This window comes from Amycolatopsis orientalis (assembly GCF_000943515.2).
GTDB lineage: Bacteria > Actinomycetota > Actinomycetes > Mycobacteriales > Pseudonocardiaceae > Amycolatopsis > Amycolatopsis orientalis.
Genome location: NZ_CP016174.1, coordinates 2,218,822 through 2,240,825 on the forward strand (window position 1 = coordinate 2,218,822; position 22,004 = coordinate 2,240,825).

Here is a 22,004-nt window from a genome sequence, read left to right on the forward strand (position 1 = left end):
GGAGCACGGTTCCATACGTGTCAAGATGAAGCCATGACCACGACCGGGCGACGGACCACGAGGCGCACCGACGCGCTGTCTCGGGAGCGCATCGTCGATGCGGCAATCGACATTCTCGACACCGAAGGTGAGCGTGGGCTGACAGTGCGTGCTCTGGCTGCGCGGTTGGCGACCGGATCAGGTGCGATCTACTGGCACATCGGGGACAAGGACGGGTTGCTGGCCGCCGTGACCGCCGATGTCGTCGGGCGAGCCGTGACCGGCGTCGCGGGAAGCGTCACCCCGCGGGAGGCACTGTTCGCGATCGCTTCCGAGGTGTTCGACGTCATCGCGGCCCACCCCTGGATCGGCGCACAACTCGCCCGTGAGCCGTGGCAGCCCGCAATGCTCCGCATCTTCGACAGCCTCGGCGAGCAGATCAGAGCACTCGGCGTCCCACCGGAGTCGCAGTTCAACGTCGCAACGGCTCTTCTCAACCACGTCCTCGGCCTGGCATGCCAGTACGCCGCGGGCGCCCGCCTGGTCCTGCAGCACGGTGACCCGTCCACATTCCTCGGCGAGCAGGCCGCGCGCTGGGAGCAGCTCAATCCCTCCGAGTACCCCTTCGTCACCGATATCGCCTCACAACTGCCCGGACACGACGACCGCGCACAGTTCATCGCCGGAATCGACCTCATCCTCGCGGGCGTCACGGCACAGCGCCAGGCGCCGTAGCCGGCGTTCTCGCCAATGACCAGTTGTGCGAGACTCGCGAAACGCCCGATCGGCGGCGGGATCCCAGGTCGCGATTCGCGGAACGCCAGGGTTGTTATAGAGAGGCAAGGCAAACGTGGCGTGTTCTCGGGTGGGTCGCTCGCCCGCCGCCTCGGGTGCTGCGAAAGCCACTTTCGCAACGTTGAAGGTTGCGAAAGTGGCTTTCGCAACGCTTGGGGGACGCCGCCGGCGGTGCGCACGTAGGTGATGTTCTCCTTTCTTTGTAAGTCAACGGATTCGACCTTCATTGCGATGGACGGTCCAGCTCCGCCGCGAAGAGAGACGCCGCACCGCTTCTGTCGATCCGGGTGTACACGGGGCCCGTCCGCGCGCATTCGAAACGTCATTTCACGGCGGCCGGACGGTAAGGCATACGCCATTCGGTCCAACGGACCTCTTGGGCATCGTGCCTTCGTGGTGGCGATCTCTGCCCGAAGGTACTTGACGGAGTGTAACTAGTTGCTCTCATGCTTAGGGGAGCCTAACTTCAACGGTGAGCCACAACTGGCACGCTCGAGTTGAGCGCGTCAGTCTTTGGCGTGCAAAGACATTCTCCAGCGAGGCTGAGTCGACGAGTGGGATGGTGTCAGTCGCCACACTCTATCGAAACTGATAATCGTTGTTAATAAGCTGACGGCCGGATGAAGTCCTGGACACTGTGTGTGACCTACGAGAGGGCAGTCATGAGCGTGAGGTCCAGGTGGTTACGCTGCCGCCTGCCTCGTCCTGCGGCCGAGGCACGGGTGATTTGTTTGCCGCACGCCGGAGGCGCGGCCAGTTTCTACAATTCCTGGGCGGCCGCCATGACGCCGGCCTTCGAGGTCGTCACCGTGCAGTATCCGGGCCGTGAAGACCGGCTGGGTGATCCGTTCGCGACCGGGATGTCCGCTCTCGCCGAGGAAATCGCGTCGGAGCTGGTCTCGTATGACAATCGACCCATCGTCCTTTTCGGACACAGCCTCGGCGCGCTCGTGGCGTACGAGGTGGCGCGAACCCTGGAGTTCCGCCACGGCGTCACCCCCGCGCGGCTTGTGGTGTCCGGACGGCGGGCACCGTCGGATTCACCGGGTGGAGCGGTGCATCGGATGTCCGATGACGCGGTGGTGACCGAATTGGTCGGGCTAGGGGGTACGGACGGTGCTCTGCTGGCCGGCCCGGACGCCCGGTCGGTCTTCTTGCCCGCGATTCGTGAGGATTTCCGGCTCGCCGAGACCTACCGGCACCTGCCCGGTGGGGAGCCGAGCAACCCGATCACCGCTGTGATCGGGAGTGAGGACAGCGAAGTGAACGCCGCACAGGCGGAGCGCTGGGCCACGCACACGACCGGGTCGTTCGACCTGCACGTGTTGCCGGGAGGGCATTTCTATCTGCTGGAGGAAGCCGCGGCCGTGCTGGATCTCCTTGCCCGTCCCTTCCCCGCGAAGAGAGGTAATTCGTGACGTTCGAACGCCGGGTCCGTATCGAGCCGGACCACGTGGAGATCGCGGCCGCGCTGGCCGCCGGTTCCACCGAACCCCACATGGTCTACGAGAACGAGAACTCGGTCAGCTGGGCCGAAGGAGAGTCCGCGGTCGTCAGCGTGCACGCGTCGGGCGCGACACTGACCGTCGAGGGACAGCGGAGCGCATTCCCGGAGGACCGGCCGCACGCGGCGGTGGCGGCGGCGCTCGGCGCCATCACCGTTCCGCGGTGGCGGGCTTACGGGTGGGCCGGTTACGAATGGAGTCACCTGCTGCACGGGGGTGAACCCGCCGAGACGGACGGCAAGCTGGCCCATCTCGCGGTGCCGCGCCGAGAGATCCGGTTCTCGAACGGCGTGGCGACGCTGCGAGCGGCGAGTGAGTCCGAAGTGGACATACTGGAGCGACGGCTTGCCGACGCGGTGACCGCGGCGGCGGCCCCGGTGACACCGGACCGGGTGGCGATCGACGAACACGAGGACTCGTCCGGGTACCGGGAAGCGGTGGCGGCGGCCGTGTCCGAAATCCGGTCGGGTCTGCTGGACAAGGTGATCCTGTCCCGTGTCGTGCCGGTGGAGCAGGAACTCGACCTGCCCGCCACCTATGTGGCCGGTCGCCGGGGGAACGCGCCCGCGCGTTCTTTCCTGCTGCGTTCGGGTGGCTGGGAGGCCGCCGGGTTCAGTCCGGAGATCGTCGCGGCGGTCGGCGCCGAGGGGATCGTCCGCACCCAGCCGCTGGCCGGGACGCGAGCGTTCGACGGCGACACGCCGGTCGATTCGGCACGTCGTGACGAGTTGTACCGCGATGCCAAGGAAGTCTTCGAACACGCCATTTCCGTGCGGCTCGCCGCCATCGAAATGGCCGGGGTCTGTGCACCGGGATCGGTGCACATCGCCGATTTCATGGCGGTCAAGGAACGCGGAAGCGTGCAGCACCTCGCCTCGGAAGTGGCCGGAAGGCTGACGGCGGGCCGGACGGCGTGGGCCGCTCTGGCCGCATTGTTCCCGGCGGTCACCGCGTCGGGAATCCCGAAGGCGGAGGCCTGCGAGTCGATTCGCCGCAACGAATCCGGCGCCCGCGGGCTCTACAGCGGGGCCGTGCTCACCCTCGATTCCGATGGCTCGCTGGATGCCGCTCTGGTGCTGCGCACTGTCTTCCGCCGCGACGGACGTACGTGGCTGCGCGCGGGAGCGGGAATCGTGGCTCAGTCCACTCCGGACCGCGAGTTCGAAGAGACGGCGGAGAAGTTGCGCAGTGTGTCGCGCTTTCTCGTGCCGTCGGTGCCCGCCCGCGTCCCGGCTCGCGTTTCGTGACCCGCGTGGTGGTGGCGGGGACGTCGTTCGGGCGGATCTACCTCGAAGCGGTGGTGGGGGCGCCCGACTTCACCCTGGCGGGAGTGCTGGCGCGGGGCAGCGACCACTCGCGGGCCTGTGCCGTGCGCTACGACGTGCCACTGTTCGGATCCGCCGAGGAGGTGCCCGACGACGTGGAAATCGCCTGCGTCGTCGTCCGGTCCGGTGCGCTCGGCGGGCCGGGAACCGGTTTGGCGCAGGCGTTTCTGCGCCGGGGTGTACACGTCCTGCAGGAACATCCGGTGCACGCCGACGAAATCGCCGCGAACCTGCGGGTCGCGCGAGCGGGCGATGCCGCCTACGCGGTCAACACCCTGTACCCGAACCTCCGGCCGGTGCGGAGATTCCTGGCCGCCGTCGGCGTGCTGCGGAGCAGGCAGCGACTCGACTTCATCGACGCCGCCTGCAACAGCCAGGTCGCCTACCCGCTGCTGGACGTGCTCGGCCGGATGACCGGCGGGCTGCGGCCGTGGACGTTCGGCGACGTGCACGTCGCGCGGCGGCAACCGTTCGTGAGTCTGCATGCCGAAGTCGGCGGGGTGCCGGTCACGGTGCGAGTGCAGAACCAGGTGCACCCCGGCGATCCGGACAATCACTCCCATCTGTTCCATCGGATTTCCGTGGGCTGCGAAGGCGGAGTGCTGACGCTGGCCGACACCCACGGCCCGGTGCTGTGGAATCCGCGCCTGCACTCGCCCCGTGACGAGACCGGCAGGCTGGTGATGGCCGGGCCGGGTACCGAACGTCTCGACGTGCCCAGCACGGTCGTGGTCGGTGACGAGCCGCCCGGCACCTATCACCAGGTGTTCGCCGACCTCTGGCCCGACGCCGTCGCGCGAAGCCTGCGAAACCTTCGCCAGGACGCCACCGAGCCGGGCAGGCGGATGGCAGAAGGGCAGTGGGCACTGGGCGTCTCCCGGATGTGGAGTGACCTCACCGCCCGGATCGGGTTACCCGAACTCGTGGAACCACCGGAGCCGGAACCGATCCCGCTGGCCGATCTCCTCGGCTCGAAGGGCCCCGCATGAAGTGCAGCCATGTCCTGCTGAAGGTCGACGACCTGCACCAGGCGGTGCGGGACTTCCGGGAACTCGGGTTCACCGTCGACTACGCCTCCGCCGAGCGCAAGGCCCGGCACGCCCATATCTGGTTTCGTACGGGACCGATCGTGGAGCTGCTCACCACGCCCCCCGGAGCGTCCTTGATGGCGCTGCCGCTGAACCTGGCCTTCGGCCGGGGCGGGGGGCCGAGGATGACGCGCTGGGCTCGTGCCGCGGAAGGGTTCTGCGACGCCGCGGTGCTCGCCGGACGTGAGGAACTCCGGCGCGCCGGGCGGGTCGTGGACTGGAAGCGCACCAAACCGGACGGTTCCACGACGAAGTTCGCGTTCACCTACCCGCGTGAGGATCGGGCGCCGTTCCTGGTCCCCCCGTACGAGCCGCCGCAACATCCGGAGAAGGTCGTGCACGCCAACGGCGCCGAAGCGGTGAGCCGCGTCATCGTCGATGTCGCTTCCGCGGACAGCGCCGCGTTCGACCGGCTCACGGCCGGCGGTGAGTTCGAGCTCCGCACCGCGGACGTGACGGCGATCCGCGCCGTGGAACTGGCCGGTCTGAAGGCCGAACTCGATCCTGCCTTGCTGCACGGCGCCTGTTTCCTGCCTCGTTGAGCCACCCGGAGGAGAATCCCATGTCGATAAATCGTCGCGTCCTGTTCCGGACCGCCTGGCTCGCGTCCGGCGTGGCAGGAGCGGGCGTCTTCCTCAACGCCTGTGGCACGGCGGCCCCCGCCTCCGGGCCGGTACGGAACACCGGACCGGCCGTTGCCCGCCGGGGAGGCACGCTGCGCGCGGTCTTCACCGGGGGAGGCGCCGCGGAAAGCCTGGATCCGTTCGGCGGCGGCTCGCCCGCCGACCTCGTCCGGAGCGATGTCGTGTTCGACTCGCTGTTCATGCTGCGGGGCGGCGAGGTCGTGCCCGCGCTCGCGACCGGGGTCGAGGCAGGCCCGAGGGACGGCTCGTTCGTGCTGAAGTTGCGGGAAGGGGTGAAATGGCACGACGGCTCGCCGTTCACCGCGGAGGACGTCGCCTACAGCTTCCGCTTCATGAGTTCTCCCGACCGTGCCTACCCCAGCCAGCTCTCCGCGTACTTCGACTTCGAGGCGGTGCGGGTTCGTGATCCGCTCACGCTCGTGGTGCCCACCCGGAAACCGGTCGGTGACCCCGCACTGTTCCTGGCCGCGTTCCCCGGAAAGATGGTGAAGAACGGGGCGACGTTCGGCGGCGCCACCGCCGTCGGGACCGGCGCGTACCGCGTGACCGCGTTCGAGGCGGGTCGTGAAACGCGGCTCGAACGGTTCGACGAGCATTGGGCGGGTCAGTCTCCGGCGGACGGCATCGTGCTGCTCAGCCTGTCCGATCCGCAGGCCAAGGTGAATGCGGTCCTCACTGGCCAGGCCGATTACGCGAGCGACATTCCCTTCACCACAGGGAAAACCGGTGTCGCGGGGGACGATTTCGAGGTGCGCACCGCCGGCGAGCAGAGCCGGACGGCGTACGGCTGGGTGCTCAACTCGACCATCAAGCCGTTCGACGATCCGCGGGCCCGCAAGGCGGTCCGGCTGGGGATCGACCGGCAGGCCCTGGTGGACACCGTGTTGCTGGGGTTCGGGACACCTGGCAGCGACCTGCTGTGCGCCGGTGCCGAGTACTTCACGCCGCGTCAGCCGCTCGCTCGCGACCTCGACCAGGCCAGGAGGCTGGTCAAGGAATCCGGCGCCGACGCCGAGGAGATCGTGCTGCGCACGGCGGAGTGGGAGGCCGGCTACAACGTCTCGACCCAGCTGCTGGTCGAGCAGCTCAAGGAGATCGGGCTCAAGGCTCGCGCGGACATCGTGAGTCCGACGGAGTTCTTCGAACCCGACGGTGTCCAGGCGGCGAACGCGGTCGCGTTCTCCAGCGGCGCCGTTCCCCTGGCCGTGATGTACGGCAGGCTCAGCGCCTATCCGCCGCTGGCGTTGGCCGACGACGAGTTCACCGCCGCTTTCGGCACGGCCATCGGCAGCGCCGACGAGGCCGAACGGGCCAAGGCGTGGGGCGTCGTCCAGGACGTCATGGCGGACCGGGGCAACACCGTGGTGTGGGGACTGGCCGACGTGCTGAGCCTCGCCCGGAAGACGGTGGCGGGCATCGAGATCCGTGATCAGGCCAAGTATCCCTACCTCGGTAAGGCCGGGCCGGCGTGATCCGATCGATTCCGAGACGGCTCGCGACCGGCGCGGTGCTGCTCGCGCTGCTGACGTTCGTCGTCTACGTCGGAGTCGATCTGCTGCCCGGTGATCCGGTCACCAGCAGGCTCGGCCCGAACACCTCTCCCGACCGCGTCGCCGAACTGAAACAGCACCTCGGGCTCGACCGGCCGGTGCTCACCCGCTACGGCGAATGGGTCACCGGCCTGTTCCGCGGTGACCTCGGCACCTCCGCGTCCGGGCGTCCGGTCGTGGACATTCTGTCCGGCCGGATCGGCAATTCCGCCGTCCTGGCCGCCCTTTCGGTGCTGCTGCTCGTCCCGCTGTCCCTCGTGCTCGGTCTGGCGGCGGCCTCGTGGCGGGGCCGGACGGCGGACAAGGTCTTGTCGGCCGGCGCTCTGCTACTGGTGTCTGTGCCGGAATTCGTCGTGGCGAGCGCGCTAGTGCTGGTCTTCGCGGTGAGCCTCCGGCTGGTACCCGCGGTGTCACTGGTTCCGGTGGGCGAGAGCTCGCTGAATCATCCGGACGTGCTCGTGCTGCCGGTGCTCAGCCTGCTGCTGGTGGGACTTGCTTACGCAGTGCGGGTGATCCGGGCCTCGGCGTGCAGCGTGCTGGACAGCCCGCATGTGGAGTGCTTGCGACTGAGCGGCGCTTCGAGAGGGACTGTGCTGCGCCGCGCCGTCGTCCCAGCGGTCCTGCCGGTCGCGGTGCAGGTCTGGCTGGTGACCGGGGTCGCGTTCGCCGGAGGGGCTGTCCTGGTGGAAAAGGTCTTCGGTTATCCGGGAATCGGCGAACCGCTGGTCGCGTCCGTACAGTCCGGAGATCTCCCGGTGGTTCAGGCCCTGGTGCTGGTACTCGGGGCGGCGATGCTCGCGGCACTCGTGCTGGCGGATCTCGCCGTGGTGCTGCTGACGCCAAGACTGCGGACGAGCGCCTCGTGACCAAGACGAAGTGGGCCGTCTTCGGCCTCGCGGCCCTGATCATCCTTTGTGGACCTTGGCTGGCCCCGTATGCGCCGACGGCGCCGGTCGGTCCGCCGTACGCCCCGCCGGGGACGAGCGGCCTGCTCGGCACCGACCAGCTCGGCCGTGACGTCCTGTCGCGGCTGCTGCACGGTGGCAGCCCGATGCTGCTCACGAGCGTGCTCGCCGCATTGATCGGCTCGGGCGCCGGCGTGGCGACGGGGTTGTTCACCGCGCTCGCCGCACCCGGCAGGCGCTGGGTGGAAGCGGTCTTCGCGCGTCCGCTGGACCTGCTCGCCGCCGTCCCGCCGATCCTGGTGCTGCTGCTGGTGCTCACCGCGGCGCCGAACCGGGCGGGGCTCGTGCTGGCGGTCGCGCTTTCGAGTCTGCCGCTGTCGGCGCGGATCACCCGTGCGGCGGCGGAACAGGTGACGGGCCGTGCGCATGTCGAGGCTGCCGTCGCCCGTGGCGAAAGCTGGGCGTGGCTCCTCGGCCGTGAGGTGCTGCCGCTGGTGGCGGGCACCGTACTGGCCGATTTCGGCATCCGTTTCGTCGGTGCCGTGTACCTGGTCGCCGCGGCCGGTTTCCTCGGGCTGGGCACGTCGGCTTCGGATTGGGGCCTGCTGATCGTGGAAGCGTTGCCAGGGGCGGCTTTGCAACCGTGGGCACTGCTGGCCCCGGTCACCGGGATCGCACTGGTCGCGGTGACCGCCAACCTCATGTCCGACGCGCTGACCCGGCGATCCAGGGGGTTGCTCGGATGAACGCTTTCGTGGAGATCACCGGTCTGCGGCTGCTGGCCGGTGACCGGCCGGTGCTGGACGGCGTCGATCTCGCACTGGCGGAAGGGGAATCGGTTGGCCTGGTGGGCGCGTCCGGTTCCGGCAAGACGACGCTCGCTCTGGCGGTGCTGGGACACCTGCGGTCCGGCGTCCGGCACGATGGCGGACGGATTTCGGTGCGGGGAAAGGACATGCTGCCCGAACCGGCGCCGGGTGTCCGCGGTGACACGATCGGCTACCTCGGGCAAGATCCCGGTGCGTCGCTCAATCCCTACGCCCGGATCTCCTCGATTTTGCTCACGGCGGCGGGTACGACCCCGCGCGCCGCCAGGGCCGAACGGGTTCGCGGTCTGCTGGGCCGGGTCGGATTGCCCGAGGAGGACGAGTTCGCTCGCCGCTACCCGCACCAGCTGTCCGGTGGCCAGCAGCAACGGGTGGCCCTCGCGGCGGCCTTGGCGCGCGAACCGCGTCTGCTGGTTCTGGATGAGCCGACCACGGCACTCGACCTGGTCGCGAAAGCCGAGGTCCTGCACGAGATCCGGCGGCTGCGCGCCGCCGGGGTCGCCCTGTTGTGGGTGAGCCACGACCTGGGCACCGTGCGCGCGCTGGTGGACCGGGTCGTGGTGCTGGACGGGGGCAAGGTCGCCGAGGGCCGCCCCGTCGCCGAAATGCCGATCGCGCCAGTATTGCCGGCCACTCGAGGGAACAGCATCGCCGGTCGCGAAGCAGTCCTCAGTGGACGGTCGCTGACCGCAGGCTACGGTCGTCGACGAGTTCTGTCCGATGTGGACTTCGACGTCCGCGGCGGCGAATGTCTCGCCGTGCTCGGGGTGTCCGGCGTCGGGAAGAGCACGCTCGCCCGGTGCCTGGCCGGGCTGCATCGCCCGGAGAGCGGATCCGTGCTGTTGCACGGTGCCGAGCTGCCGCCCGAGGTCCGACGGCGGTCCACCGCGGAACGGGCCGCGATCGGTTCGGTGCCGCAGAATCCAGCCGAGGCGCTGCACCCACGCCAGGACGTCCGCACCGCCCTCGCCCGACCCCTGCGGCGGCTGCGGGGCATTACCTCGCGGGCCGGGCAGGCCGCCGAGATCGCCCGCCTGCTCGACGCCGTCCGTCTGCCATCGGGGATGGCGGACCGGCTACCCGCCGAGCTGTCCGGCGGCCAGCGCCAGCGTGTCGCGCTGGCACGGGCGCTCGCGGCCGGCCCCCAGGTGTTGATCTGCGACGAAGCCACGTCCGCGTTGGACACCGTGACCCAGGCCGAAATGCTGGACCTGTTCGCCGGACTGCGCGCCGAACTCGGCCTCGCGCTCCTGCTGATCACCCACGACCCGTGGGTCGCCGCGACGTCCTCGGACAGCGTTCTGGTGCTGGCCGGTGGTCGCGTCGTCGCGTCCGGCCCGACCGCCGAGCTGCTGCCCTCCGGCGAAGACCCGGAAGTGCTCGTCACCCAGTTGCTCGTTCCCTCTATCCCCGAAGGAGTTCTACCGGCATGAGCGCATCCGAGATCGTGGCCGAGCTGCGGACGCTGGGGGTGGACCTCTGGCAGGAAGCGGGCCGGATCCGCTTCCGCGCTCCCCGAGGGGTGCTCACCGACGAGTGGCGCGCCACCTTGCGGTCGCACAAAGACGAGATCGTGGATCTCCTCGCCCGTGACGGCGAAACCGCGGCCGTCACCCACGACGCGGACGCCCGCTGTGAGCCGTTCCCGTTGACCGACGTGCAGACGGCTTACCTGTTGGGGAGGCGCGAATCGTTCGGTCACGGCGGCGTCGCCTGCCACGGCTACCTGGAGGTGTTCTACCCCGAGCTGGATCCGGCGCGGGTCGAGGAGGCCTGGAACAAGCTGGTACGACGGCACGACATGCTCCGCGCCGTCGTGGAGCGCGACGGCTATCAGCACGTCCTGCCCGAGGTGCCGCGATGCCCGGTCCCGCTGGCCGATTCACCGGAAGCCGTCCGCGCCGAACTGGGGCACCGCCACTACGAAACCGACGTCTGGCCGTTGTTCCAGCTGCGCGTCACCCGGCAGCCGCACGGCGACCTGCTGCACATCTCGATGGACTCCCTGATCGCGGACTGGGCCAGCGCGGGTGTGCTGCTGGACGAACTGGACCTCCTGCTGGCGGACCCGGACGCGGTCCTCCCAGCGCTGGACATCACGTTCCGCGACTATCTGCTCGCCGAACGCGGGTTGCGCGAAACCGCCCGCTACCGCGAGGACCGGGAGTACTGGCAAGCCAGGGTCGACGACCTGCCCGCGGCGCCCGAACTGCCGATGCTCGGCACCACCGAGACCGGGCCGGTCCGCTTTCGCCGTCATCACACGAGACTCGACGCGTCGCGGTGGGACGCGTTCAGGGAGCAGGCCCGCCTCCACGGCGTCACCGCGTCGACGGCGGTCCTCGCCGCCTATGCCGCCGTACTGGGCCGGTGGTCCCGCCGTCCCCGATTCGGCCTCAACCTCACCCTGCTCAACCGGCACCCCTTGCATCCGCAGGTGGACAGGCTGGTCGGCGACTTCACGTCGGTCAGCCTGCTGGCCGTGGAGGACGCGGCCGGTATCCCGTTCGGCGAATGGGCCGCGCGAACCGGCGCGCAAGTGTTCGAGGACCTCGACCACCGGCTGTACTCCGGGGTGGAGGTGATGCGTGAGATCGCCCGCCGCCGTGATCGCGACGCCGCGCTGATGCCGGTCGTGTTCACCAGCGCGATCGGTCTCGGCGGCCGCACCGGCTCCGGCATCACCCAGACCCCGCAGGTCTTCCTCGACTGCCAGGTCACCGACGACACGGACGGCCTCCAAGTCAACTGGGACGTCCGGCAGGGCATCTTCCCCGACGGCCTGATCGAGGACATGTTCGCCGCGCTCGACGTCACCCTGCTCCGGCTTGCGGAATCGCCCGAAGCGTGGCTGAGCACCGAACTGGTGCCGTTGCCCAGATGGCAGGCCGGCGAACGCGCGCGGGTCAACGACACCGCCGCTCCGCTGCCGTCGGCGTTGCTGCACACCGAGGTGTTCGACCAGGCCGCTCGTACCCCGGACGCCGTCGCGGTCACCGGACCGGCAGGCACGGTGACCTATGGCGAACTGGCCCGCCGGGCAGGCGGGATCGCGGAAGCGCTGCGAGCCCAGGGCGTCACACCGGGCGAACCGGTCGCGGTCAACCTGGACAAGGGGCCGGACCAGATCGCCGCGGTACTCGGGGTTCTCCTCGCGGGCGGGGCCTACCTGCCGGTCGACACCACCCAGCCGCCGTTGCGGCGGGACAAGCTCATCGGAGCGGCCGGCCACGTCGTGACCCGGACCTGGCTCGACGGCGTCGTACCCGCCGCGGAGATCCCCTCGGCGGCCGCGGGCGATCCGGATTCGCTCGCGTACGTCATCCACACCTCCGGTTCGACCGGCGATCCCAAGGGGGTGATGATCTCCCACCGGGCGGCGCTGAACACCGTGGAAGACGTCAACCGCCGGTTCGGCGTCACCGCGTCCGACCGGGTGCTCGGCCTGGCGCAGCTCGGATTCGACCTCTCGGTCTACGACATCTTCGGCCTGCTGGCCGTGGGTGGCGCGCTCGTCCTGCCCGACCCGGCCCGCCCGGCCGACCCGTCGCATTGGGCGCGGCTCGTGGCCGAGTACGGCGTCACGATCTGGAATTCGGTGCCCGCGCAACTGCAGATGCTGGCGCACTATCTGCCGTCGGAGTCGGTGCCGATTCCGGCATTGCGGCTCGCGCTGCTGTCCGGTGACTGGATCCCGGTCACGCTTCCCGGCGAGATCCGGGCGTTCGCCCCCGCGCTGGAGGTGATCGGTCTCGGCGGCGCGACCGAGGCCGCGATCTGGTCCATTCACCATCCGATCGACCGGGTGCCGCCGCACTGGACCTCCATTCCCTACGGTGTCCCGCTGGGCAACCAGAGTTTCCGGGTGCTGGACGGGGCAAATCGCGACTGTCCGGTGTGGACCACCGGCGAGCTGTACATCGGCGGCGCCGGACTGGCGACGGGTTACCTCGGCGACGAAACCTTGACCGCGGCGCGGTTCGTCACGGTCGCGGGGGAGCGGCTCTACCGCACCGGCGACCTCGGCCGGTATCTCCCCGGTGGTGAGATCGAGTTCCTCGGCCGCGAGGACGAGCAGGTCAAGATCCGGGGCCACCGCGTCGAACTGGGCGAGGTCGAGGCCGCGCTCCTGGCCCACGACGCCGTGGGCGCGGCAGCGGCGGTGGTGGCGGGGGAGCGTCACGGTGAGCGGGCGCTGCTCGCGTTCGTCGAACCCGCCCGACTGACGGAACCGGTCGCCACGCCGGATCTCGCCATGGTCGGCCGGTTCGCGGACCGGGAGGTCGCGGACTTCGACGCCGCTCAGGTCGCCAGGCACGTCCGGCTTCTGCACCAGGCCGCGCTCGCGTCGATGCGGGAAGCGCTTGCGTGTCACCCCGAGGTGCACGAACGGCATCAGTGGCTGGCTCGCCATTGGCGTGACCTGCTCGGCGAAGCGCCGGAGATCAACGCCTTGGGAATCAGCGCCGAAGAGGCGTGGGGGCTGCTCGAGGACGATCCCCTGTGCACGCCGGAGTTCCTCGCGTTCCATCGAGCTCACGTCGAGCGAGTGCACGAACTGCTCGACGACGAGCAGAATCCGTTCGAGCTGCTGTTCCCCCAGGGCGACATGGCCCCGGCACGAGCGATCTACCGGGACAACCCCATCTTCCGCTACCTCAACGCCGCCGTCGCCGCGCTGCTCAACCGGATCGCCACGGCGCACACCGGCGGACCGCTGCGGGTACTGGAGGTCGGCGCGGGCACCGGGTCGACCACCGACGCCGTACTGCCGATGCTCGCCGGCCACGAAGTCGACTACCTGTTCACCGACGTGTCACCGTTCTTCCTCGCCGAGGCCCGGGAACGCTTCGGTGAGCGACCCGGTGTGCGCTTCGGGTTGTTCGATCTCGACCAGGACCACCGGTCACAGGGCTTCGCGCCGAACTCGTTCGACGTCGTGCTCTGCGCCGGCGTGCTCAACAGCGTGCGGCGGCCGGAAGCGGTGCTGGACCTGGTGGGACCCGGCGGCTGGCTGGTGTTCACCGAACCCACCGTCGAGCATCCGCATATCCTGCTGACACAGGGTTTCATGATGGACGGCCCGGCATTGCGTGGCCGTCAGGAATGGCTCGACCTGGTCGGCGGCGTGGACCTGTGTCTGCCCGGCGACGACCATCCGCAGGCGGCACAAGGCATCCACTTGTTCGCGAAGCGGGTGAAAGCCGACCGCGCGCCGGTCGCGGCGGACGAACTGGCCTCGTTCCTGGCCCGGCGGCTGCCCGCGCATATGGTGCCCTCGCATCTGCAGGTCGTGGACGAACTGCCGCTCACCGGCAACGGCAAGGTCGACCGCAAGACGCTGGCGGGCTGGCGTCCCGCCGCCACCGGCGACGCGGGTGACGAAGGCGGCGCGACCCCGGACGAACTGGAGGACCGGCTGGGCGCGCTGTGGGCGAAGGCTCTCGGCCTGGCCAGGATCGGGCGGCGCGACAACTTCTACGAGCGGGGCGCCGACTCGTTGATCCTGGCGCGTGTCGCGGGGCGGTTGCGCGAAGAGGTGCCGGAAGCGGCGGACGTCGCCTACGACACGTTGCTCCGGCAGATGCTCAATGAGCCGACGGTGGCGGCGCTCGCCGCGTCCCTGCGCGCCAAGGACCGCCCGGCGTCGATCGCGTCGCGCGGTGACAACGGGAACTCGCTGCTGGTGCCGTTCGGTGGAAGCGGTGACGGGCCGGTCCGGGTGCTCTTCCACTCGGCGCTGGGCACGATGGACTATTTCCACTCGCTGGCGAACGCGCTGGTGGCGCAGGAACTCGGGCCGGTCGTGGGTATCGCCGTCGCCGACACCGACGGCTACCTGTCCATCGACGCCAAGGAACTCATCGGGCGGCTCGCGGACGACTACACCGGCCGGTTGCTGGCCGAAGGACATACCGAGTTCCAGCTCATCGGCTACTGCCTCGGCGGGCTGCTGGCGACCGAAGTCGCCCGGCGGTTGCTCGAACGTGGCGCGGTGGTGGCGGACCTGACCCTGGTCGACAGCATCCCGATGTTCCTCGAGACCGACGAGGAACTGGCGTACGAGGCCATTTTCGTGCCCAATCTGAACCTCGATCCGGTCGCCGCGGTGTTCGGGTCCGATGTGGACGGTGCGGACGTGTATCGCGCCATCGACAAGCTGATGACCGAGCACGACCGCATGGTGCCCGCCGGGGCCATGGCCGCGCTGACCGGCGACCCCGGTCTGGAGAAGGTCGCCGCCGCCGTGCGACGGCAACACGAACGCACCCAGGCCGAACGGCTCGCTTCCTACGCCGAGGCCGCCGCGCATCAGGCCGGGATCCCGATCGGCCCGGAACTGGTACCCGCCCTGTTCGAAGTCAGCCGGCACAGCATCCGGGCCGCCCGGTTCGACCCCGAGCCCTACGCCGGTGACATCACCTTCCTGCGTGCCACCGAACAGCAGTCGTTCGGGATCACCGCGGGGGTCGGCCACCTCGCCGCACCGTTCTGGCAGGAGACCTGCCTCGGGAAGTTCACGGTGCTCGACGTACCCGGCAACCACTTCAGCGTGATCGAGCCGCCCCATGTCGATACCGTGGCGCATCACCTCGGCGCCGCGATCAGCCGGGGAGCACGCACATGAGCGCGTTGCGCGAGTTGCGTGCGCCGGTGGCGGGCCTGACCCGCCTGGGCGTCGTGCTGGCCGCCGTGGGCGCGCTCACCACGCTGGTGCCGTTCGTCGGCATCGCCGAACTGGGCCGGGTTTTACTGGCCCCCGGGCCAGTCGACGATGGCGAGGTCTGGTCGATCGCCGGGATCATCGCCCTCGCGCTGGTGATCGGGTGGGCGGCCAACGGCGGCGGCCTGTCGGTGACGCATGTCGCCGATCACCGGCTCCAGGCCATGCTGCGCCGCCGGATCGTGCACCGGCTCGGCCGGGTGCCGCTCGGCTGGTACTCCGACACCAGTTCCGGTCTGGTCCGCAAAGCCGCCCAGGACGACATCGACGACCTGCACCACCTGGTGGCGCACCACGATGTCGAGATGACCGGTGCGGTCGTGCTGCCACTGGGCGGTATCGCCTACCTGTGCTGGCTGGACTGGCGGCTCGCGTTGCTCGCCGTCGCGACCCTGCCGGTCTACCTGGTGGCCTACGGCTCCATGATGCGCGGTTTCGGGCGGAAGATGGCCGAACTGGACGCCGGGGTGGCCAGGGTCAGCGCGGCGATCGTGGAGTTCGTGCACGGCATCACCGTGATCAAGGTGTTCGGGCAGGTCAACCGGGCGCACCGCGCCTATGACGACGCCGTCGGCGAGTTCGGCGACAAGTACGCGGGCTGGGTGCGGCCGATGCTCAGGCTCGAGGCCCTCACCTCCCTGGCGCTGTCCGCGCCGGTGGTCGCGCTGGTCAGCCTCGCGGGCGGGATCTGGTTCGTCACCGAGGGCTGGGTGACGCCGGTCGAAGCGTTGGCCGAGGTCCTGGTCGCGATGATCATCCCGTCCACCCTGCTCGTGCTGAACCAAGGGATCACCGCGCAGCGCAAGGCGATCGCCGCGGCGGACCGGATCGCGGCACTGCTGGACACCCCGCCACTGCCCGTGCCCAACGAACCCCTGGAACCCCTCGGCCACGACGTCGAGTTCGTCGACGTGTCGTTCGCCTACGAGGGAACGGACACGGTCCTGTCCGGTGTCAGCCTGCATTGCCTGCCCGGCACGGTCACCGCGCTGGTCGGCGGCTCCGGGGCAGGGAAATCCACCCTCGCCAAGCTGGTGCCCCGGTTCTACGACGTCGATTCGGGCGAGGTCCGGGTCGGTGGTGTCGACGTACGCCGCATCGCCCCCGAGGTTCTGTACCGCAAGGTCGGCTTCGTGCTCCAGGACGTGCGGCTGCTTCATGGCACGGTCGCGGAGAACCTTCGCCTCGGCCGTCCGGACGCGACCGACGTGGAGGTGGTTTCCGCCGCCACGGCCGCCCGCATCCACGACCGCCTCCTGGCGTTGCCCAGGGGCTACGACTCCGTCGTCGGCGAAGACGCCGTCTTCTCCGGCGGTGAGGCGCAGCGGCTCTCGATCGCGCGAGCCCTGCTCGCCGACACGCCGATTTTGGTACTGGACGAGGCCACCGCCTACGCCGATCCGGAATCCGAGGCGCGGATCCAGGACGCGTTGTCCGTGCTCGCCCGGGGCCGGACGGTCCTCGTGATCGCGCATCGGCTCTCCACCATCGCCGGCGTCGACCGGATCGTCGTGCTGGACGGCGGTGTCGTGGTGGAACAGGGAACCCAGGACGAACTGCTCGCCGCGAACGGCCGCTACGCCCGGATGTGGGACGCCTACACCGACGGGAGCACCCGATGATCCGGGACCTGATGAAGATCCTCGGCCCGGAACACCACCGTGCCGTGAAGGTGTACTTGAGCTGGCTTCTGGCCTACTCGCTGCTTCAAGGCGTGGCGATGGTCGCGCTGGTACCGGTGCTGCGAGCGCTACTGACCGGTGACGTCGACACGGCGTGGCGTTGGCTGGCGGTGGTCTTGGCCGCCGTCATCGCCACCTGCGTCGCCCGCTACCAGCAGGCGATGCACGGTTTCACCCTCTCGCTGGTCACACTGACCAGCCTTCACCACCGGCTGGGCGACCACGTGGCGTCGCTGCCGCTGGGCTGGTTCACCTCCGAGAAGGTGGGCAGGCTGTCCCGCAGCGCCACCACCGGCACGCTGATGGTCACCAACGTGACCGCGCATATGCTCACCCCGCTGGTGAGCGGGATCCTCACCCCGGCCGTCGTCGTCGCGGCGATGCTCGTGCTCGACTGGCGCCTGGGGCTGGCGACCTGCGCGTGCGCGCCGGTGCTGTGGCTCACGCACAGGTGGGCGGTGAACTCGGTCGGACGCGGCGAAGAACTCACCGACGCCGCGGGGACCGAAGCCGGCAACCGGGTCGTGGAGTTCGCCCGCGACCAGCAGGTGCTGCGTGCCTTCGGCCGGACCACGGAGGGATACCGGCCACTGGAAGAGGCGATCGAGGGGCAGAAGACCGCCGGCCGGAGGCTGCTGCTGATGGCGGCACCGCGGCTGCTGGCCAACGGGCTCGGTGTCCAGCTCGCGTTCGTGGCCGTGATCGCGTTCGGTCTCGTGCTCGCGGTGAACGGTGTCCTCGACCCGGTGACCCTGATCGCGCTGATCGCGTTGGCCGCCCGGTTCGTCGGGCCTCTGGCCGAAGTCGCCGCGCACAGCGGCATGACCCGCATGGCCGCCAACGATCTGCGGCGGCTCGCCTCGATCTTCGACGAGCGGCCCGCGGACGAACCCGCCGTCTCCCGGACGGCGACGAAACCCGGCGAGATCGAGCTGACGGACGTGCACTTCGGTTACCAGCCGGGCGTTCCGGTGCTCAAAGGCATCTCGTTCCGCGTACCCGCCCGCGGGATGACCGCCATCGTCGGACCGTCCGGCTCCGGCAAGAGCACCGTCACACGGTTGATCATGCGGCTCTTCGACGTCGATTCCGGAACGGTCTCCGTCGGCGGGGTGGACGTGCGCGAACAGTCCACAAAGGACCTGATGGCCCAGCTCTCGGTCGTGCTGCAGGACGTGTACCTCTTCGACGACACGCTGGAGGCGAACATCCGCGTGGGCAAGCCCTGGGCCACCGTCGAAGAAGTCCGTGAGGCGGCCCGGATCGCGGGCGTCGACGAGATCGTGGCCAGGCTGCCCGGCGGTTGGTCGGCCAAGGTCGGCGAGGGGGGCGCGTCGCTCTCCGGCGGTGAGCGGCAGCGGGTATCCGTGGCCAGGGCTGTGCTCAAGGACGCGCCGATCGTGCTGCTGGACGAGGCGACGGCCGCCCTCGACCCGGAAAACGAGCGGTATGTGCAGGAAATGCTGCGCACCCTGATGGACCGATCAACCTTGCTGGTCATCGCCCACAAGCTGCCGACCGTGGTCGCCGCCGACCGGATCCTCGTGCTCGACGACGGGGGTGTCGCCGAGGCAGGCACGCACGAGGAGTTGCTGGCCGCGAACGGCCGTTACACCGAGTTCTGGACCGAACGCCGCCGCACCCAGGGCTGGCGGCTGGTGTCCACAGAGGAGACGAAATGATCGGGATCGTCGGAGCCACCGGGGAAGTCGGCTCGCACGCCGTCCGGACGCTGCGCACGCTCGGCCTCGGGCCCTTGCGGACCGGCGGAAGCCGGGAGGTGGACTACCGGGACGAGACGTCACTGGACAGGTTCGCCGAGGGCTGCCGGGTACTGGTCAACTGCGCCGGGCCCGCCCGCCTGGTCGGCGATCGGGTCGCCCAGGCCGCGGCCCGGGCGGGAGCCGACCACGTGGACGCGTCGGAGCCGGAAGGTACGACGGACGACGGCCGCGTGGTCCTCGGGGCGGGACTGCGCCCGGGGCTGACCGGAGTGCTGCCACGCTGGCTGGCGCGAAGGGAATTCGACACCGTGCACGGCCTGGTCGCGCATCTCGGGGTGCTTGACCGGTTCACCCGCACCGCCGCCGACGACTATCTGGCGGCCGTGGGGGACGGTGAGGCGCTGGCCGCGTGGCGCCACGGCAAACGTCCGGGCGTGTTGACCCGGCGAACCGGCATGACGTTGCCGTTCTTCCCCGGTGAAGTGTCGCTGCTGCCCTACCTCGACGCCGAAAACGTCCGGATGGCCGAAGAGCTGGGGCTGGCCAAGGGCGACTGGTATTCGGTGGTGTCCGGCGAGCATGTCCGGGCCGCCTTCGACCGCGTCCATTCCCTCGGCCGGGCCGACGCCGTGGCGGCGCTGTGCCGCGCCGGCGAGCTCGACCTCGCCGGGCGTGAACCGTACGTCGTCCTGACGGCGCGGATGGACGGCGTGCGCGCGGGCGAGCCGGTCACCAGGACGGCCGTTCTGCGCGGCAGGGGAAACGGTGCGCTGACCGGTGCGCTGACCGCGTTGGCCGTGCTCGCGGTGATCCGGCGGGAGGTGCCCGAGGGCAGGCGTTTCGCGGCCGACGTCCTGGATCCCGAGGTCACGATCGGCCGCCTCGCCGAGTGCGGTGTGGCGGAACCCTTCGTGGTCGACGGTGTGCCCTCGGTCGAAGTGGGGGCACTGTGAGCGCCCACGAGGCCGGGCTCGTGGCGCTCGGCGACCGGGACCCCGGCACCTTCCGTGCCGCGATGGAGATCCTGGAGGAAGCCGGCCTGCGGGCCATGGCTGCGGCGTCTGGTGCCGTCGCACCCCGCCACGGCTGGCTCGTGGACCGTTGGCGGCTGGCGCTGCCGGAAAGTACGCCCGGCGAGTACCGCGAGCCGGGGGAGGAGTTCGAGCGCGCCTACGCGGACCTCGGGTTCCCGCCTGTGATGGCCCGCTTCCACCGCGAGACGCTGGCGCGGCTTCCCCAGTTGCTCGACGATAGCGTTCCCCTACGGGACCTGATGCTGCGCGCGGGCGACGTGCAAGCCGCCTATCAGGACAATGTGTTCACCGGGTATCTCAACGCCGCGTGCGCCGAGATCGTCCGGCAGGCGGGGCCGCGGGTGCTCGAACTCGGTGGCGGAGCGGGGCTTAGTACCGCGGCCGCGCTGGCGGCGTTGCACGGTCAGGAGTATGCGTACACCTTCACCGATCTGTCCCCGTCGGCCGTCCGCGCGGCCGCCGCACGGTTCGGCGACGACCCCGGATTCTCGTGCCGTCCGCTCGACATCGACGCCGGTTTCGCCGGACAGGGTTTCGCCGACGGAACCGTGGACGTGGTGCTCGCGGGCAACGTCCTGCACAACGCGACCGATCTCGACCGGACACTGCGCCGTATCCGCCGGGTGCTCGCACCGGGTGGGCTGCTGGTCTTCACCGAATCGATCCGTGACACCGCGACGACACTCACTTCCGTGCAGTTCCTGTTGTCCCGTCGGGAACCTCGTGACCGCACTCCGTTCCTGAGCGCTGGGGAATGGCGCGCGGCGCTGGTGAAGGCGGGCTTCGCACCGGGACCGACGCTGCCGGATCCGTCGTCCCCGCTCGCGGTCGCGGGACAGCAACTCTTCTCCGCGACGGCGGTCGGCATCCCCGTGGACTGGCCCGCCGCCAAGGTGCTGGCCCATCTGGAACGCACTCGTGCCACCGAAGTGACACTGTCGGCCGCCGTCGTGCGCGCGCTGGCCGGTGAACCGTCGCTCCCGCTCGCCGACCTGTCGGCGCTGACGCGCGTCCGCTATCACGGCGGCGAGGTCGACGACGGGGTGCGCGCCGCGCTCGGCGTCGAACTCGAACGGATCGAACCGGTCGATGTCGGTGAGGACTTCCTTGCCGGGATCGCCAGGGAAGCCGACCTCGAACTGGCCGGTCTCGATCTGCCGGCCGCCGTCGCCGCGGTGGACGAGTTCGGTCGCACCGCGCTGCTGTCGATGCTCAACGCGCTGCGCCGACGCGGGGCCATCGCCGGCCGCGGCGCTACCGAGGACGAACTGCTGGCGGGCGTCGCCCACCCCAAGCTGATCCGCCGGTGGCTCGACGTACTCATCGCGGAAGGCTTGCTGCGCCGCGAAAACGGCCTTCTGGTCGCGGTGCCCTCCGCTGACGACTACTCCGATGCCGCGCTCGACCGGGCCTGGACGAAGGCCGCTCGGGCCTGGCGGGAGACGACCGGATCGGACGGCACCGTCGAGTACGCCCGAGCCAACGCCGAACGCCTGCCCGACCTGCTCGACGGCTCCTGTGACGCGGTCACCCTGTTGTTCCCCGAAGGGCGCACGGATCTCGCCGAAGCGGTCTACCGGGAGAACGTGACCGGCCGGTACCAGCACCGCGCCGTCAGCGCGTTCATCGGCGGGTTGGCGCGGCGCTGGCCCGCCGACCGGCCGCTGCGGGTGCTGGAGGTCGGCGCGGGCACGGGCGCGACCACCGAACGGGTGCTGCCCGCTCTCGCGTCGGCCGAGATCGAGGTCGACTACCTCTACACGGACGTCTCGAAAGCGTTCCTCGACCAGGCGGCGATCCGGTCGCGCGAGTACCCGTGGGTGCGGTTCGGCAGATTCGACATCGACGTCGACCCGGACCTGCCGCCGGGTTCGTTCGACGTGGTGCTCGGTGGCGGTGTCCTCAACGCGGCCGCCGACACCGACGCTTCGGTGCGCCGGCTGGTGGGCCTGCTGGACTCCGGTGGCTGGCTGGTGCTCACCGAACCCACCGTCGAGGAATTCTGGATCCTGACCTCGCAGGCGTTCCTGATGGCCGAGGCCGGTGACGGTCGTTCCGCGACCGGGGCGACCTTCCTGACCTTGCCGCAGTGGAACGACGTTCTCGACAACGCCGGACTCGACCGGGTGCTCGGCCTGCCCGGCGACGGCCATCCCCTGACCCCCCTCGGCCATCGCGTGTTCGTCGCACGCGTGCCGAACCGATTTTGAGGACGACGAACC

At 69.9% G+C, this 22,004-nt stretch carries 14 protein-coding genes; all 14 read left to right on the plus strand.

Annotated elements, in window-relative coordinates; translation table 11 throughout:
• Positions 1-33: 33 nt before the first annotated feature.
• The 14 genes from SD37_RS10105 (at position 34) to SD37_RS10170 (ending at position 21,992) form a co-directional block, all read left to right on the plus strand.
• Complete coding sequence (locus SD37_RS10105) at positions 34-714, plus strand: TetR/AcrR family transcriptional regulator (RefSeq protein WP_044850969.1); 681 nt, start codon at positions 34-36, stop codon at positions 712-714.
• A 791-nt stretch (positions 715-1,505) separates the two neighbouring features.
• Positions 1,506-2,192, plus strand: a complete 687-nt coding sequence (locus SD37_RS10110) for a thioesterase II family protein (protein WP_236725316.1) — start codon at positions 1,506-1,508, stop codon at positions 2,190-2,192.
• Positions 2,189-3,526, plus strand: coding sequence for a salicylate synthase (locus SD37_RS10115; protein WP_044850971.1), 1,338 nt, complete (start codon positions 2,189-2,191; stop codon positions 3,524-3,526). The genes SD37_RS10110 and SD37_RS10115 overlap by 4 nt, the downstream gene beginning before the upstream one ends.
• A complete protein-coding gene (locus SD37_RS10120; protein WP_044850972.1) occupies positions 3,523-4,593 on the plus strand; it encodes a Gfo/Idh/MocA family oxidoreductase in 1,071 nt (356 codons plus the stop codon). Before SD37_RS10115 ends, SD37_RS10120 begins: the two co-directional genes overlap by 4 nt.
• A complete protein-coding gene (locus SD37_RS10125; RefSeq protein WP_065912785.1) occupies positions 4,590-5,234 on the plus strand; it encodes a VOC family protein in 645 nt (214 codons plus the stop codon). Before SD37_RS10120 ends, SD37_RS10125 begins: the two co-directional genes overlap by 4 nt.
• 20 nt (positions 5,235-5,254) lie before the next feature.
• Positions 5,255-6,808 carry an ABC transporter substrate-binding protein gene (locus SD37_RS10130; protein WP_044850974.1) on the plus strand — a complete coding sequence of 518 codons (1,554 nt, stop codon included), beginning with the start codon at positions 5,255-5,257 and terminating at the stop codon, positions 6,806-6,808.
• Positions 6,805-7,752 carry an ABC transporter permease gene (locus SD37_RS10135; RefSeq protein ID WP_044850975.1) on the plus strand — a complete coding sequence of 316 codons (948 nt, stop codon included), beginning with the start codon at positions 6,805-6,807 and terminating at the stop codon, positions 7,750-7,752. The genes SD37_RS10130 and SD37_RS10135 overlap by 4 nt, the downstream gene beginning before the upstream one ends.
• Entirely contained in the window at positions 7,749-8,537 is a 789-nt protein-coding gene (locus tag SD37_RS10140) for an ABC transporter permease (RefSeq protein ID WP_044850976.1), read from the plus strand. The genes SD37_RS10135 and SD37_RS10140 overlap by 4 nt, the downstream gene beginning before the upstream one ends.
• On the plus strand, positions 8,534-10,051 hold the full coding sequence (locus tag SD37_RS10145) for an ABC transporter ATP-binding protein (protein ID WP_044850977.1): 1,518 nt from the start codon (positions 8,534-8,536) through the stop codon (positions 10,049-10,051). The genes SD37_RS10140 and SD37_RS10145 overlap by 4 nt, the downstream gene beginning before the upstream one ends.
• A complete protein-coding gene (locus tag SD37_RS10150; RefSeq protein WP_044850978.1) occupies positions 10,048-15,246 on the plus strand; it encodes a non-ribosomal peptide synthetase in 5,199 nt (1,732 codons plus the stop codon). The genes SD37_RS10145 and SD37_RS10150 overlap by 4 nt, the downstream gene beginning before the upstream one ends.
• Positions 15,243-16,964, plus strand: coding sequence for an ABC transporter ATP-binding protein (locus SD37_RS10155; RefSeq protein WP_044850979.1), 1,722 nt, complete (start codon positions 15,243-15,245; stop codon positions 16,962-16,964). Before SD37_RS10150 ends, SD37_RS10155 begins: the two co-directional genes overlap by 4 nt.
• Positions 16,961-18,706 carry an ABC transporter ATP-binding protein gene (locus tag SD37_RS10160; RefSeq protein WP_044850980.1) on the plus strand — a complete coding sequence of 582 codons (1,746 nt, stop codon included), beginning with the start codon at positions 16,961-16,963 and terminating at the stop codon, positions 18,704-18,706. Before SD37_RS10155 ends, SD37_RS10160 begins: the two co-directional genes overlap by 4 nt.
• Entirely contained in the window at positions 18,703-19,701 is a 999-nt protein-coding gene (locus tag SD37_RS10165) for a hypothetical protein (protein ID WP_044850981.1), read from the plus strand. The genes SD37_RS10160 and SD37_RS10165 overlap by 4 nt, the downstream gene beginning before the upstream one ends.
• Complete coding sequence (locus SD37_RS10170) at positions 19,698-21,992, plus strand: class I SAM-dependent methyltransferase (protein ID WP_052674868.1); 2,295 nt, start codon at positions 19,698-19,700, stop codon at positions 21,990-21,992. The genes SD37_RS10165 and SD37_RS10170 overlap by 4 nt, the downstream gene beginning before the upstream one ends.
• Positions 21,993-22,004 lie beyond the last annotated feature (12 nt).